The organism is Vibrio sp. 10N.247.311.47 (assembly GCF_041467535.1).
In the GTDB taxonomy this organism is placed as follows: domain Bacteria; phylum Pseudomonadota; class Gammaproteobacteria; order Enterobacterales; family Vibrionaceae; genus Vibrio; species Vibrio crassostreae_C.
The window spans coordinates 27,474-44,872 of record NZ_JBFSUR010000001.1 but is presented as its reverse complement, the minus strand read 5'-3'; the positions used below and the strand labels follow the sequence as shown (position 1 = coordinate 44,872).

The window sequence follows — 17,399 nt, the reverse complement described above, 5'->3', positions numbered from 1 at the left end:
GCTGAGAGCGAGCCGTGTTCAAGATTAGAAGCTAAAGGTTCTAGTGTAACGAACGTAAACTCAGCCAAGTAGCTTCGATTTGGGGAAGCACTTAATCTCTAATTGCATAGGAAGCGTTGCACCACCAAGCGTCACGGCAAATCGAAACTGGTTATCCAGCCTTCCTAAACTGCATTGCCAATCTGTTGAAGTATTGTCATTTTCAGCAGCATCCAACCCTACACCGTTATGGACAATGATTCCTCCATGTAACTCTGGTCGTAAACCCGACGAATGAACTGGCAGCGTTTGTTGAGTTAGATTGGAAAAATCGAACGAAAAACTTTTCAATGATGTGGCCAACCCCTTACCTGTCGCTTTGATGTACGACTCTTTCAGTGCCCACAAATCAAAAAAACGTTCTCTTTGAGATACCTCATCCAGCTCGAGTAAATCGTTAATCTCAAATTCCGAAAAGTAATGCTTCATGATCGCCGCGATGTTGGTCGAGCTTCTTGCATGTTCTATATCCACCCCAAGCTGTAGTGGTTGCCCTTTCGTTCGGCAGACAGCAATCAGTAAATGATCTTGACTGTGGCTAATATTGAAATTCAGTCCGGTTTTGTGTTGCTGCTCTGCAATCAAGCTTGGTTTGCCTTTTTCACCATACTCAAATCGCCACTCTTCAGCCGTCAAATCAGAGTAGATCGACAGAACCTCTCGTAAGTAGTTACGAACATAGAGCGCTTGGATCTGAGATGAAGGCATTCGATAACGCTCAACCTTAGCGACTTCATCGTCGGTCAGTTTCTGTTTAAGGCACGACACATGATCAGTACCTTCATCCAAATTGCTTAGAGAACAAAGCCACAAATCAACGACTGGTGTTTCCATCTTTTGAGCACTCACTTCTTAAAAATCACTATTCATAAAGCCATCAATAAAACATCAAAACGAACAAATTTAACTCACCTATATTTTGAGAGAAACATAGAGAATTTGGGCAGGAAACACCCTTCATATGCGGACTTAAAACTAATTTTTCAAATAATAACAAATTAAAACACAGATCACACTTAGCCTTACGGAACAGGCATCTATTAAATGTTACTTACAAAAATATGACATAGATCTCACCAAGTAAAAAAATAGAGCATAAACACTAAAAAACCACTCATATCCATTAATTATCAATAAGTTAATTGCATTAAAAATACAAAAAATAAAAGTTCAGTAAAATCATCTGGTCTGAACAGATCATAGTGGCCTCTGGGAGCATTGTATCGGCCACTCACCTCGGGTAGCCTGCTCAACCATTAAACAAATTCACACGTTTTTATTGCGGATACCTGCTTTGCATAAAGCAGTACTTTGGACAGGATTTAAATGGACATTAACCTCACATTCGAATACCCCCTTCACGCATTAAACACGTTCTCAACGTCTGCAAGTCAATGAACTTCGCACCCCCTATTTCAGTCAGGTGGCCAACTTTCGGCAGCCTTACTCTTCAGCTGCGTTTGCCCAAATCTGTTTCAGATTTATTTTCGATTCAATTAAAAGCGCAGCCTCAAAACACGACATCGCCCTCAGTGATTTCAAGTGGAGACTCATAATGAGCCAACCCGAAAAAAATACACCGGAATCAGTCGACGACACTCGACTTAATAAACGTCTTAAAGACATGCCTATTGCTATCGTTGGTATGGCAAGCATGTTTGCGAACTCTCGCTACCTAAACAAATTCTGGGATTTGATCAGCGAAAAGATCGATGCAATTACCGAAGTGCCTGATACACACTGGCGCCCAGAAGATTACTACGATTCAGATCGTACTACGCCAGACAAATCTTACTGTAAGCGCGGTGGCTTCATCCCAGAAGTTGACTTCAACCCTATGGAATTCGGCCTTCCGCCAAATATCCTAGAACTGACTGATACGTCACAGCTGCTATCTCTGATCGTGGCAAAAGAAGTACTTGAAGATGCGAAACTTCCTGAAGGTTACGATCGCGATAAGATCGGTATTACACTCGGTGTAGGCGGTGGTCAGAAGATCGCTCAAAGCTTGAATGCTCGTCTTCAATACCCTGTTTTGAAAAAAGTCTTCAAGAGCAGTGGCATCAACGACGAAGACAGCGAAATGCTGATCAAAAAATTCCAAGACCAATACATCCACTGGGAAGAGAACTCATTCCCTGGTTCATTAGGTAACGTAATTTCAGGTCGTATTGCTAACCGCTTTGACCTTGGTGGCATCAACTGTGTAGTAGATGCTGCGTGTGCAGGTTCTCTAGCCGCAATGCGCATGGCACTGAGCGAGCTGGTTGAAGGCCGCAGTGAAATGATGATCACTGGTGGTGTGTGTACTGATAACTCACCAACCATGTACATGAGCTTCTCTAAAACCCCAGCATTCACTACAAACGAAACCATTCAACCTTTCGACATCGATTCAAAAGGCATGATGATTGGTGAAGGCATCGGCATGGTTGCTCTTAAGCGCCTTGAAGATGCTGAACGTGACGGCGACAGAATCTACTCAGTGATTAAAGGTGTCGGTTCTTCTTCGGATGGTAAGTTCAAGAGTATTTACGCGCCTCGCCCTGAAGGACAAGCAAAAGCACTCAAACGTGCTTATGATGATGCAGGTTTCGCACCGCACACGCTTGGCCTACTAGAAGCGCACGGCACAGGTACTGCAGCAGGCGATGTTGCTGAATTTGGTGGCTTAAACTCGGTATTCAGTGAGAACAATGAAGAGAAGCAACACATTGCGTTAGGCTCTGTGAAATCTCAAATTGGTCACACTAAATCAACCGCGGGTACTGCAGGTTTAATCAAAGCTGCCTTAGCACTGCACCACAAAGTACTGCCGCCAACGATTAACGTATCGGCTCCGAATCCTAAACTGGATATCGAAAACTCGCCGTTCTACCTAAACACACAAACGCGCCCTTGGATGAAACGTGTCGACGGCACACCACGCCGTGCAGGTATCAGCTCATTCGGTTTTGGTGGCACTAACTTCCACGTGGTATTGGAAGAGTACACACCAGAGCACACTCGCGGTGACAAATACCGTCAACGCCAAGTGCCGCAAACTCTGTTATTCAGCGCAGAATCTCGTCAAGCACTGATCAATGAACTTAAACAGGTTTCAACTCAAACTGCAGATGCAGCGTTCAAACTGGAAGCGCTTGCTGAGCAACACGCTCTACGCGAAGTTGACGCTAAGCATGCTCGTCTTGGTTTAGTTGTAACTGACCAAGCAGACCTTCAAGCGCAACTGACTCAAGCGATTCCTATGCTTGAGAGCCAAACCAAAGCACATTGGCAGATGCCAAACGGTACTAGCTACCGTGAGTCAGCACTGATTGCTGAAAACGGCACTAGTAAAGTAGCAGCGCTATTTGCAGGTCAAGGTTCGCAATATCTCAACATGGGTCGCGAGCTTGCTTGTCATTACCCAGAGATGCGCCAACAGCTTGCTCAAGCGGACCAAGTATTTGGTCAGCACAAGAAGACGGCTCTGTCCCAAATTCTATTCCCCATTCCAACCTTCACACCAGAAGCAACCAAAGCTCAAGAAGCGGTGTTAACCAACACGGCCAATGCGCAAAGTGCAATTGGTACTGTGTCTATGGGTCAGTTCGACATCATGACTCAAGCTGGCTTCAAAGCAGACATGGTTGCAGGCCACAGCTTTGGTGAACTAAGCGCACTATGTGCTTCGGGTGTTATCTCGCAAGACGATTACTACCAACTAGCTTTCGCTCGTGGCGATGCGATGGCGGCGACACCTGAACAAGGCGACAGCGGTACTATGTTTGCGGTCATTCTAGACGCAGACAAACTTCCAGCCGTTGAAAGCTGCATCAGCCAATTCGAAGGCGTGAGCATTGCCAACTACAACGCTCCGACTCAATTGGTTATTGCTGGTCCAACAGCAACCGTTCAGCAGGCAGCCCAAGCGCTAACTGAGCAAGGCTTCAAAGCAATTGCTCTGCCAGTATCTGGTGCTTTCCACACCCCGCTTGTTGCTCATGCTCAAAAGCCATTTGCAGCTGCAATTGATAAAGCTTCATTTAGCGCTCCAACGCTGCCGCTTTACTCAAACGCAACGGGCAAACTGCACAGCAAAGACGCTAAAGCGATTAAGAAAGCATTCAAACAACACATGCTGCAATCGGTTCGTTTCAGCGAGCAAATTGAAGCGATGTATGAAGCAGGCGCGCGCGTATTCGTTGAGTTCGGTCCGAAAAACATTCTTCAAAAGCTGGTTGAGAAAACACTGGCTGATAAAAACGAAGAACTTTACGCAATCAGCATCAACCCAAGCCCTAAAGGAGACAGTGACCAACAGCTTCGTTTAGCTGCGGTTCAACTGTGCGTGACAGGTGTTTCATTAGACAACATTGACCCTTACCAAGCTGACATTGCTGAACCTGCAAAGGCATCACCAATGAACATCAAGCTGAATGCAACCAACTACATCAGCCCTGCTACTCGTAAGAAAATGGATCAATCATTGGCTTCGGGCAACGTCACCGAAAAGACTGAGATTGTTGAAGTGAAAGTTGAAGTCGAGAAAATCGTGGAAAAAGAAGTGATTAAAACAGAAATCGTTGAAGTACCTGTGGCTGCTCCTCAAGCTTCAAATGTACAACAGTCAGTTGCAGCAGCGCCAAGTGCACAAGTAGCTCAGCAACCTCAAGTGGCGCAAGCTGCACCAGCGACTATTCAGCCAGCAGCTCAAGTAACGGTTGATGAATCTTCACTGCAGTCGTTCTTCAATGCTCAACAACAAGCAGCAGAAGTACATCAGAAATTCTTGGCGATTCCTCAGCAATACGGTGACACGTTCAATACCCTAATGTCTGAGCAAGCGAAAATGGCAACAGCAGGCGTAGCAATTCCTGAGAATCTACAGCGTTCTATGGAGATGTTCCACCAGCACCAAGCTGAAACGCTAAAAGCGCACGCTCATTACCTAGAGATGCAAGCGCACAGCAACAACTCAGCACTTAACATATTGACACAAGGTTCTGTCGAAACAGTACAACCAACCTTCGTTGCTTCTGTAAATGCTCAGCCAGCGATTCAAGCTACTCCAACTACTTCAGCAGCTATCGTTCAACAGCCTGTAGTTCAAGTGCAAGCTGCTCCTGTACAAGCGGCGCCAGTTCAAAATACAACAGCTCAACAAGCTCCGGTACAGAAAGCCGTTCCTGCCCCACAAGTAGCGGCTCAAGCGGCAGCGCCTGTTGCAGCTCAACCTGTGCCAGTTAAAGCACAACCGGCTCCTGTGGCGGCACCAGTAGCAGTACAATCAGCAGATGCTGAAAAAGTGATGCTGGAAGTGGTCGCTGAGAAAACGGGTTACCCAACGGAGATGCTTGATCTAGAAATGGACATGGAAGCAGATCTTGGTATCGACTCAATCAAGCGCGTAGAGATCCTTGGTACCGTTCAAGACGAGATGCCAAACCTACCTGAGCTGAACCCTGAAGATTTAGCTGAGTGTCGCACTCTTGGTGAAATCGTTACCTACATGAACAGCAAGATGCCAGCATCAGCGCCTGTGGCAGCACAGCCAAGCGTAACCGCTCCTGTTCAAGCAGCTAACGGTCTTGATGCAAAAGTCGTTCAACAAACCATGCTTGAAGTGGTTGCTGAGAAGACAGGTTACCCAACGGAAATGCTTGATCTAGAAATGGATATGGAAGCAGACCTTGGCATCGACTCAATCAAACGTGTTGAGATTCTTGGTACGGTTCAAGATGAACTGCCTACTCTTCCAGAGCTAAACCCTGAAGACTTAGCTGAGTGTCGTACTCTTGGCGAAATCGTTGCTTACATGAATACTAAAAGCATGAACAGCAAACTTCCAGCTTCTGCTCCTGTGCCTTCACTAGCACCAGCAGTTACTCCGGCAACATCTAACAACGGACTAGATGCGGCTGTCGTTCAAAAAACCATGTTAGAAGTAGTAGCAGAGAAAACGGGCTACCCGACTGAAATGCTAGACCTAGCAATGGATATGGAAGCTGACCTTGGTATCGATTCAATCAAGCGTGTTGAGATTCTTGGTACGGTTCAAGATGAACTACCGACTCTTCCAGAACTAAACCCTGAAGACTTAGCTGAATGTCGCACTCTAGGCGAAATCGTAGCCTACATGAACAGCAAGCTTCCAGCTTCTGCTCCAGTAGCAGCTCAAGCATCTGCGCCAGCAGTATCAAACGGTTTAAACGCAGAACAAGTTCAAAGCACAATGTTGAGCGTAGTAGCGGATAAAACGGGCTACCCAACAGAAATGCTCGACCTAGCAATGGACATGGAAGCTGACCTTGGCATCGACTCAATCAAACGTGTTGAGATCCTTGGTACGGTTCAAGACCAACTACCAACCTTGCCAGAGCTAAACCCTGAAGACCTAGCTGAGTGTCGTACTCTGGGTGAAATTGTAGACTACATGAACAGCAAGCTAGCTCCGAATTCGGAAGCAGCGACAGTAGCTCCTGCTCCAGAAGCCGCTGTAGAAAGCACGAGCAACGACCTAAACCCTGCTCACGTTCAATCAACTATGATGGAAGTGGTTGCCGACAAAACAGGCTACCCAGCAGAAATGCTCGACCTAGCGATGGACATGGAAGCTGACCTTGGTATCGATTCGATTAAACGCGTTGAGATCTTGGGTACGGTTCAAGACCAGCTACCAACGCTGCCAGAGCTAAACCCTGAAGACTTAGCTGAGTGTCGTACTCTTGGTGAAATCGTTACCTACATGCAAAGCAAGCTATCCGTTGCTGCACCTGTAGCGACTGCTAAAGCTGAATCAGTAACGCCTATCGCAGAAACAGCGACAGCGGAACTTCCTCCACACAATGAGGTAGCGCTAAAAAAGCTACCAGCGGCAGATAAACTCGTCGATTGTTTCTCAAAAGACGCTTGTGTCGTGATCACAGATGATGGTCACAACGCCGGTGTTCTAGCAGAAAAGTTGACCGCTAACGGCATTCAAGTTGCTGTAGTGCGTAGTGCTCTTTCTGCCGCGTCACCTTTAAACAGTGAAATCGCAAGCTACACACTCAACAGCGTCGATGATGCTGGTGTGACTGCAGTTATTAACGACATCGAAGCAGACCTTAAAACGTCGAACAAAGTGATTGCTGGCTTCATTCACCTACAAGCTATCGTTGATGCTAAACAAAGCAACGAGCAAGCGGTTAACTTGAATGCAGACTCAAGAGCTTCACTGACGACAGCGTTCTTATTCGCCAAGCACCTAAATGGCCAACTGAATGCCGTTTCTGGTCGTAGCGTGTTCTTCACACTAAGCCGTATCGATGGTGGCTTTGGTTACCTAGATACTAAGCAATTAGCGAATGCAGAACTTAACCAAGCGGCTCTATCTGGTCTAACTAAGACACTGAGCCATGAATGGTCAAACGTATTCTGCCGTGCATTGGATGCTGACGCTTCTATTGATGCTCGTCACCTAGCTGAAGCTATCACAGGTGAACTGTTCGATATCGATACCAACACGGTTGAAATCGGCCTTAGCCATACGGAAAACGGTGAATCTGGTCGTGCAACACTGATTGCGACAACACCAGGCGCTGCACAAACTAAAAACACAGGCGCTCAACTCACCAAGAGCGACAAAGTTCTCGTAACTGGTGGCGCTAAAGGCGTGACGTTTGAATGTGCACTGACGCTTGCTAAGCAATGTAAATCTCATTTCGTTCTTGCAGGTCGTAGTAAGCATATTACTTCAGTTGATCTACCTCAGTGGGCACAAGGTAAGCAAGAGAAAGAGCTAAAACCAGCGGCTATCGCTCACCTACAAGCAACAGGTGACAAACCAACGCCGAAGAAAGTAGATGCCTTGCTAAAACCTGTATTGAGCAGCCTTGAAATCAACGCAGCACTTGCCGCTTTCAATGAGATCGGCGCGAGCGCTGAATACCTAAGCCTAGATGTATCGAACCATGAGTCAGTAGCAAAAACACTGGCAAACTTCGAAGGCATCACAGGTCTTATCCACGGTGCAGGTGTACTGGCTGACAAGCATATTCAAGACAAAACGCTTGATGAACTGAACATGGTTTACGGCACCAAAGTGGGCGGACTAGAAGCGGTTCTTGGTGGTCTTGATAGCAGCAAGCTAAAACTGATTGCGATGTTCTCTTCGGCGGCGGGTTTCTACGGAAACACAGGCCAAAGCGATTACTCAATGTCCAACGAGATCCTGAACAAAGCGGCTCTACAGCTGTCTGCTCGTAACCCTCAAGCGAAAGTGATGAGCTTCAACTGGGGACCGTGGGACGGTGGCATGGTCAACGCAGCACTGAAACGTATGTTTACAGAGCGCGGTGTGTACGTAATTCCTCTTCAGGCGGGTGCAGAGCTATTTAGTTCTCAACTACTGAACGAAACTGGCATTCAACTGCTGGTTGGTACGAGCATGCAAGGTTCTGACAACAAGGAAGCTGCTGTAAAAAAGCTTAATGCGGAGTCTGTGCACCTTGCAGAGAGTCCGCTGAATACAAGCATTACTGTGACACGTCATCTTGATCCAAAGGCATTGCCTTTCATTCAAGATCACTGCATTGCCGGTAACCCAGTGTTACCGACAGTGTGTGCCATCCAATGGATGCGTGAAGTCGCAGAGCAACTGTTAGGGGTGAACGTTAGCGTTCACAACTACAAACTGCTGAAAGGTGTGATTTTTGATACTGATGAAGTGAAAGAGCTGAAACTGGTTCTTTCCTCTGATGCTAAATCAAAAGATCAGCTAAAAGCAGTAATCAGCTGCCAAGGACGACCACAGTATCAAGCTCAGTTGCAAGTTGCCTCTGTGCAAATGTCTGAAGATGTTCAACAAGCGTCGACAAAACGCTTTGAAGCCAGCACTTCAGCACCTGTAACAACGGCACAAGCTCTATACAGTGACGGCACTCTGTTTCATGGACCAAGATTGCAAGGTATTACCTCAGTTGAGCGCTTTGACGACTTAGGCTTATTGGCTCAGTGCCAGTTGCCTCAGATTGAAAACAGCGACTGCGGATCATTTATTCCTAAGCAAGGCTTTGGCGATAGCCAACCATTTGCTGAAGATTATCTGTTGCAAGCAATGCTGGTATGGGCTCGATTGAAGTACGGCGCGGCAAGCCTACCGTCTGCAATCGGTGAGTTTATTTGTTACGCACCGATGCACAATGGTGACCAAGGTTGGCTAGAGCTGAGCGTGATAAAAAGCACGGCTCGTTCGCTGCAAGCTGATATCTCACTTTACCACCAAGATGGTCGTTTAAGTGCGGTAATGAAAGGTGCCAAAGTCACCATCAGCAAGAGTTTAAACGATGCATTTTTGCCAAAGTCTAGCTCAGCAGTATCAAAGAAAGAGGCAACTAAAAACGCAGAAAAGGAGCAATTGTCATAGTGACTGTTCCTACTAATAAAGCGATGCCATTGCGCATCGCTCTTTTAGCTCAGCCAGCAAACGCGGCTGAGCTTTCTGCCGACTTATTCCTCTCGTTCCCAGAGATGATAACTGTTGTGGTTGATGGCAATTTTAATCAAGCACTTAGCCGTGCGATTGAGACTGTAAATCTAGGCACTGCTGTTAAACTTTGTTTGGGTTCTCACTCTCCATCATTGTTGATGTTAAGTGCGCTGAATGCTGCTCAGAATAAGATTCACCCACACGCGAATTTAGCGGGCTTTGCCGAAACTCTCGATCTAGATAATGGAGATAGCGTTCAGCTTGCTCTAGAGATGTCACGCCGCCCCGCTTCAGATTTAAGCCATCAACAACAATACTCAACCCTATCTGCTTCGCAGCAGTTTAATGAGTTGTTGAATATGATTGAGGCGATATCGAGCCGTTCATTGCCGAGCTATTCATTACCCAGCCACTATTGGTTCACTGAGCCGAACAAAGCACGTGTTGCTGCGTTAACTTTCAGTGACGATAGCCAAAAAGCCACCAGCCTGATATTGACTCAAGCGACCGGTTTGCAAGAACCAAAGCCACTGCTATCGAGCGAGCGTTTGATGTTTGTGGTTTCTGGCTACGACCAAGCCGAATTGGTTTCTCAGTTAACCTCGTTAAGAGTGGAGCTTCAATGCGTTAACGAAGCGGCAGACAGCGAACTTGCTATCGCCACCCTGATGCATTCAAACCTAAGTCACTTCCAAAGCATTCAACACAATGCTGGCCTTAGCGCGAACATAGTGATTCAAGCGGCTTCAATTGATGCTGCATTGCAAGAAATCACAGCGCTAGAAAATGCGCTGCCAAAAGTAATGGCTGACAATAGCCAATACAAAACTCCGGCAGGCAGTTGTTTCTCTCCAAAGCCTCAAAGCAAAGGTGGTGTTGCATTTGTTTACCCTGGTGTTGGCACGGTTTATCCCGGCATGTTGCGCGAGTTTCACCAACATTTCCCACAGTTATTTGCCCGCTTAGAGCGAGAAGGTGACTTGAAAGAGATGCTGCAGGCTGAAAAAACCTACGCTGAAGACTCGCAAGAAATGTCGCTCAGTGAATTGGCAATTGCCGGTGTAGGCAGTAGTTATCTGTTAACACAACTGCTGTGTGATGAATTCAAAGTGCAGCCAGATTTCGCCTTGGGTTACTCCAAGGGTGAAGCTTCCATGTGGGCTAGCTTGAATGTTTGGAAAAACCCACATGCGCTGATTGAGATGACTCAAACCAGTCCTATCTTCACTACGGCTATTTCTGGCGAACTCACCGCAGTACGTCAAGATTGGCAGCTGAACGGCGACGAAAGCATCCAATGGAATAGCTTTGTGGTTCGCAGTGATGCGCAAGCGATTGAAGCTCTGTTACCAGAGTTCCCACGCGCTTATCTCGCTATCATCCAAGGTGATACTTGCGTGCTAGCAGGTTGTGAAAGCACATGTCGTGCACTACTCAAGAAACTGGGTAAACGTGGTATTGCCGCTAACCGTGTTACTGCGATGCACACCACACCAGCGCTGAGTCAGCATAGCCAAGTGCGTGAGTTTTACACTCAACCACTGTTCGACGAGTTGCCAAAGCATATCCGCTTTATCAGCGCAGCAGGTCTACCGACTGGCGCACCAATCAATATAGACAGCGACAGCATCGCCCTTTCGATTGCCGACACTTTCTGTTCGACGCTGGATTTCACCGCGTTGATCCAAAGTGCACGTCAACAAGGTGCGCGTCTGTTTGTCGAAGTGGGTGCCGATCGTCAAACCAGCACATTGATCGACAAGATCAATCGTAGCGACAACGTAGCAGACCAATACTGCACAATCGCTTCCAATGCCAAAGGCGGTGACGATGTTGTCACGCTCATCAAGTGTATTGGCCAGCTCATTACTCATCAAATTCCACTGTCTGTCGAGCCACTTATTCAAGGGCTAGAACAACAGATCACCGCCGCTAAGCAATTAAGTGGTGTGTCTCAAGGCAGCGCAGTGAATCATCAAGGAGAGCTAGTATGAGTTCTCAATCGAAACCATCTCAATATAAATATCAGGCTCAGAATAAGCAGCAAGTGAAGTGCAATAAGATCGCGATTGTCGGTATTGCTAACCAATACCCAGAAGCTGATACGCCAAAAGACTTTTGGCAAAACTTGCTGGATAAAAAAGATTCTCGAACCACATTAAGCGCTGAAAAATTAGGTGCTGAACCTGAAAGCTATCAGGGCGTGCAAGGTGAGTCAGACCGCTTTTACTGTGATAAAGGCGGCTACATCGAAAACTTCAATTTCGACAGCAATGGCTACCGCTTGACAGCAGAATCATTCAACGGTGTTGACCAAAGTTTCCTATGGGCTTTGGATACCAGTCGTAAGGCGTTAGTTGACGCCGGCATTGATCTGAATGCCGATGTTTTAGAGCGTACAGGCGTGATCATGGGTGCCCTTTCGTTCCCAACCACACGCTCGAACGACCTGTTTCTGCCGATGTATCACTCGGTCGTCGAAAAGGCACTACAAGCTAAATTGGCTAATGACCAGTTTTCACTGCTACCAACCAATGAAACCGCGCAAGACCTTAATCCGATCAATGGTGCTGCAGCACACAACGCCTCGAAGTTAGTGGCTGATGCGCTAGGTTTAGGCAACGTGCAACTTAGCCTAGATGCGGCATGTGCAAGCTCAGTGTATTCATTGAAGTTAGCGTGTGATTACTTGAACACGGGCAAAGCCGACATGATGTTGGCAGGCGCGGTATCCGGTGCTGACCCATTCTTTATCAACATGGGTTTCTCCATCTTCCACGCTTACCCTGACCACGGTGTTTCGGTTCCGTTTGATAGCAATAGTAAAGGTCTATTTGCTGGCGAAGGTGCCGGTGTTTTAGTCCTAAAACGCTTAGCTGATGCAGAGCGAGATGGCGACAACATCTACGCAGTCGTTAGCGGTATTGGCTTGTCGAACGATGGCCGTGGCCAGTTCGTATTAAGCCCAAATAGCAAAGGACAAGTACAAGCCTTTGAACGCGCTTACGAGGCATCAAACCTAACCCCAGACAGCATCGAAGTGATTGAGTGTCACGCAACCGGCACACCATTAGGTGACAAGGTTGAGTTAACCTCAATGGAGCGTTTCTTTGCTGACAAATTGAATGGTTCTAACCCGCCATTAATTGGCTCTGCGAAGTCCAACCTCGGTCACTTGCTGACTGCGGCGGGTATGCCGGGGATCATGAAGATGATCTTTGCGATGAAAGAAGGCGTGCTTCCGCCAAGTATTAACTTAGACAAGCCACTATCGTCGCCAGAAGGTTTATTTGGCTCACAGACTCTGCCAACACAGGTTCAACCTTGGCCAAGTAAAGCGGGCAACCCAGAGCGCTGTGCGGGCGTTTCTGTATTTGGTTTCGGTGGTTGTAACGCTCACTTACTGCTTGAAGCATATTCTGACATCAGTCATGTAAACCAGACTTTAGAGTCAGCGTCTCCAGGCCTACAGCCGTCTAATTTAAGCATTACTGGCCTCGCGTCTCACTTCGGTTCTCTGCAAAGTATCAACGCGCTGAGCACTGCGATTGAAACCAACAACGATGCTTTCATTGCTTTGCCTAAGAAGCGCTGGAAAGGTTTAGACCAACATCCAGAACTGCTGAATCAGTTTGGTTTACACGGCATTCCAAACGGGGCTTACATCGATCAATTCGACCTCGATTTCCTACGCTTCAAAGTACCGCCAAATGAAGATGACCGTTTGATCTCTCAGCAGTTGCTACTGATGAAAGTTGCAGACGAAGCGATCAAAGATGCCAAGCTTGTGGCAGGCCAAAAGGTTGCAGTACTGGTAGCGATGGAAACTGAGCTTGAGATGCACCAATTCCGTGGACGCGTAAACCTGCATAGCCAATTGGCTGACAGCTTTGCCAACATGGGTATTGAGCTAACACAAGACGAATACCAATCGCTAGAAACCATCGCGATGGACAGTGTGATGGACGCAGCCAAACTGAACCAATACACCAGTTTCATCGGCAATATCATGGCTTCGCGCATCTCTTCATTATGGGACTTTAATGGCCCTGCCTTTACGATTTCAGCCGCTGAACAGTCAGTTGCTCGTTGTGTCGATGTCGCGCAAAACCTGATGTCGCAAGAATCCATGGATGCAGTCGTGATTGCAGCCGTCGACCTAAGCGGCAGTGCGGAACATGTGATTCTGAAGAACAGCGTGAGCCCAGTGTCGCTTGATCCAAAATTCGGACAACCGCAAGACGGCAGTTGGAATGTGGGCGAAGGCGCAGGTGCAATTGTTCTTGTGGAAGAAGGTCGAGTAGCGAGCAACCAAGACACAGCTTACGGCAGCATTAACGCCTTGGCCTTTGGCTCAAGCGAGCGTAACAACGCCGTTGTTGATGAGTTACTGACTCAAGTCGGTATGAGCTCAAACGATGTTTCTCTGCTTGAGCTTAACCATGCACCTGAGTCTTTGTCACACGAGCTTGTATCTCTCAACTTAGAAGTTACCAAGACCACTCAAGCGAGCCAACGTGTTGGTCACTGCTCTGCAGCTTCTGGCATGGCAAGCCTGCTACACGGTCTCCTCAACCTGAACCTTGAGTCTCTGAATCCAAATATCAGCTCTAAGAGCGCGATTGTTGCCAACATCAGCGAAGGACAATGTTCACAGCTGCTACTAAGCCAGTCGAGTGTTGAATCTCAGTCACTTTCCGTTCGTTTAAGCAATGAACTGGCGAGCGATGCTAAACGTCAATTGGTTAAGCAAGTGACTCTTGGTGGTCGCGATATCTATCAACATATTGCCCAAACCCCAGTGACTAACTTGGCAACGATTCAGCAGAAAGCTTCTGGCAAACAAGCAGCAAAAGTGGCGTCGATTCCAACGACAGCAAACATCAAAGCAGCCCTTGCGCAAAAAGAGTTAGAGAAGAAGGCATTAGCGCAGAACGCGGTAGAGCCAGTCATCGAAACTCCTACATCAGTATCCCCTACTCTGGCGCCAACTCGCCACAGTCAGCTAACAGGTAACCACAGCAATATGACTCATGTCCTATCCGCTAAAAATGGCGTATCAAATATCGACGCTAATACGGATGCAGCATCACAGCCGTCTGTAACACCACACAACCAAGCTTTTGCTCAAAATCAGCAAGCAGCTCAACAGGTACACAAAGCATTCCTGCACACTCGAGCCCAAGGCATGCAGATGGCTGATGCGCTATTAAAAGCACAGTTAAACGCAATTACGTCTGGTTTAGATAGCTCAGCCGAAACATCAACTCAGCCTGTGCAAGCTCAACCAGCTCAGGTTCAGTCAGCGCCAGTAAACGCACTTGCGACACCAGCACCAGTAAAACCTATCCGTAAACCATGTATCTGGGATTACGATGATCTGGTTGAATACGCTGAAGGCGACATCGCCAATGTATTTGGCCCTGACTACGCGATCATCGATAGCTACTCGCGCCGCGTTCGCCTACCAACCACAGACTACCTATTGGTATCTCGTGTAACCAAGCTCAACGCGACAGTGAACGAATACAAGCCAAGCACCATGACCACAGAGTACGACATCCCAGTTGATGCGCCGTATCTTGTTGATGGTCAAATCCCTTGGGCTGTAGCGGTAGAATCTGGTCAGTGTGACCTAATGCTGATCAGCTACTTAGGCATTGATTTCGAAAACAAAGGCGAGCGTGTTTATCGCCTGCTTGATTGTACACTGACCTTCCTTGGCGACTTGCCTCGTGGTGGCGATACGCTGCGTTACGACATCTCAATCAACAGCTTTGCTCGCAATGGCGACACGCTACTGTTCTTCTTCTCGTACGAATGTTTCGTTGGCAACAAGATGATCCTGAAAATGGATAACGGCTGTGCGGGCTTCTTCACTGATGAAGAGCTAGCCGATGGCAAGGGCGTGATTCACACTGAAGATGAAATCAAGGCTCGTAAACTTGCCACTAAGCAACGTTTCGACCCTATGTTGCACTGCCCTAAAACCCAGTTTAACCACCAAGAACTGCGCCACCTACTGACTGCAAACATTGCAGAGTGTTTTGGCCCGACTCACCAATCTGATCGCCACCAGCCTTCTTTGTGCTTCAGCGCAGAGAAGTTCATGATGATCGAAAAGGTTAGCCGTGTTGAACCGCAAGGTGGCACATGGGGACTTGGTCTGATTGAAGGTCACAAACAGCTAGAGCCTGAGCACTGGTACTTCCCTTGTCACTTCAAAGATGACTCAGTAATGGCTGGCTCTTTGATGGCAGAAGGTTGTGGTCAACTGCTGCAATTCTTCATGATGCACCTTGGCATGCACACGCTTGTTCAAAATGGTCGTTTCCAACCGCTTGAAAATGCCCCTCAACAAGTACGCTGTCGTGGTCAAGTTCTACCACAATCGGCAGAACTGACTTACCGCATGGAAGTGACCGAGATTGGTCTAAGCCCTCGCCCATACGCGAAAGCTAACATCGATATTTTACTGAATGGCAAAGTGATTGTTGATTTCCAAAACTTGGGTGTGATGATCAAAGAAGATGACGAATGTACTCGTTACCTGCCTTCTTTAGAAACAGCTGTCGCGACCCCTGTTATCGAAAACTTGGGCCATACACCCGCCATTAATCAGCAGGCTTCAGCAAATGCGCCGTTGATGGCGCAAATTGAAGACCTAGAAACAGCGCCAAATAAAGGCGTGATTCCTCTTCAACATGTTGAAGCTCCGGTAACGCCTGATTACCCGAACCGCACACCCGATACGGTTCCATTCACGCCATATCACATGTTCGAATTCGCGACTGGCGACATCGAAAAATGTTTCGGCCCTGATTTCTCTATCTACCGTGGGATGATTCCACCACGTACTCCGTGTGGCGACTTGCAGTTAACCACTCGTGTCGTTGAGATCGACGGCAAGCGTGGCGACTTCAAGAAACCTTCATCGTGTATCGCAGAGTACGAAGTGCCAGAAAATGCATGGTACTTTGATGAAAACAGCCACCAGACCCTAATGCCTTACTCGGTATTGATGGAGATTTCACTGCAGCCAAACGGCTTTATCTCAGGCTACATGGGTACAACACTGGGCTTCCCAGGTGAAGAACTGTTTTTCCGTAACCTAGACGGCAGCGGCAAAATGCTGCGTAACGTCGACTTGCGTGGCAAAACGATCACCAACGATTCTCGCCTGCTTTCAACCGTAATGATGGGTACAAACATCGTACAGAGCTTTAGCTTCGAACTGAGCACTGACGGCGTGCCTTTCTACGAAGGTACAGCGGTATTTGGTTACTTCAAAGGCGCTGCTCTGAAAGACCAACTAGGTTTGGATAACGGTAAGGTGACTCATCCTTGGCACGTTGATAACAACCGCACGCCGGATGTAAACATCAACCTACTAGACAAAACGACTCGTTACTTCAATGCACCTGTTTCTGCTACTGGTGAAGTGCAAGAGCATTACCAACTGGCTGGCGGTCGCTTGAACTTTATCGATACTGTGCAGATCACCAGCGATGGTGGTAAAGACGGTCTAGGTTACTTATACGCTGAGCGTACGATTGACCCAAGCGATTGGTTCTTCCAGTTCCACTTCCATCAAGATCCAGTAATGCCAGGTTCTCTAGGTGTCGAAGCGATCATCGAACTGATGCAAACCTACGCGCTAAACAAAGACCTTGGTGCTGGCTTCCGCAATCCGAAGTTTGGTCAGATCCAATCGGAAGTGAAATGGAAATACCGTGGTCAGATCAACCCTTTGAACAAACAGATGTCTCTGGATGTACACATCACTGCGATTAAAGACGAAGATGGCAAACGCATCATCGTTGGCGACGCAAACCTGAGCAAAGATGGTCTGCGTATTTACGAAGTGAAAGACATCGCAATTTGTATCGAAGAAGCATAAGCCTGA

At 47.5% G+C, this 17,399-nt stretch carries 4 protein-coding genes; 3 read left to right on the top strand and 1 reads right to left on the bottom strand.

Going from position 1 to position 17,399, the window contains the following annotated elements:
* Nucleotides 1-60: 60 nt before the first annotated feature.
* Complete coding sequence (locus AB6E51_RS00125; protein ID WP_017060627.1) at nucleotides 61-873, bottom strand: 4'-phosphopantetheinyl transferase superfamily protein; 813 nt, start codon at nucleotides 871-873, stop codon at nucleotides 61-63.
* Nucleotides 874-1,594: 721 nt separating this feature from the next.
* Here AB6E51_RS00125 and AB6E51_RS00120 point away from each other — a divergent pair.
* Genes AB6E51_RS00120 through AB6E51_RS00110 form a run of 3 tightly spaced genes read left to right on the top strand, consistent with a single transcriptional unit; the run spans nucleotide 1,595 to nucleotide 17,393 of the window.
* Nucleotides 1,595-9,430 (top strand): type I polyketide synthase, encoded by a 7,836-nt coding sequence (locus tag AB6E51_RS00120; RefSeq protein WP_108180563.1) that lies wholly within the window; start codon nucleotides 1,595-1,597, stop codon nucleotides 9,428-9,430.
* The gene (locus AB6E51_RS00115; RefSeq protein ID WP_372058347.1) at nucleotides 9,430-11,487 is read left to right on the top strand and encodes a PfaB family protein; all 2,058 of its coding nucleotides are present in this window, start codon (nucleotides 9,430-9,432) and stop codon (nucleotides 11,485-11,487) included. Before AB6E51_RS00120 ends, AB6E51_RS00115 begins: the two co-directional genes overlap by 1 nt.
* On the top strand, nucleotides 11,484-17,393 hold the full coding sequence (locus AB6E51_RS00110; protein WP_372058346.1) for a beta-ketoacyl synthase N-terminal-like domain-containing protein: 5,910 nt from the start codon (nucleotides 11,484-11,486) through the stop codon (nucleotides 17,391-17,393). The genes AB6E51_RS00115 and AB6E51_RS00110 overlap by 4 nt, the downstream gene beginning before the upstream one ends.
* Nucleotides 17,394-17,399: the final 6 nt, after the last annotated feature.

What these genes read in the sequence shown, in the direction of transcription:
- AB6E51_RS00125 (WP_017060627.1), bottom strand. Translation starts at nt 873, where the DNA reads ATGGAAACACCAGTCGTTGATTTGTGGCTTTGTTCTCTAAGCAATTTG.
- AB6E51_RS00120 (WP_108180563.1), top strand. Translation starts at nt 1,595, where the DNA reads ATGAGCCAACCCGAAAAAAATACACCGGAATCAGTCGACGACACTCGA.
- AB6E51_RS00110 (WP_372058346.1), top strand. Translation starts at nt 11,484, where the DNA reads ATGAGTTCTCAATCGAAACCATCTCAATATAAATATCAGGCTCAGAAT.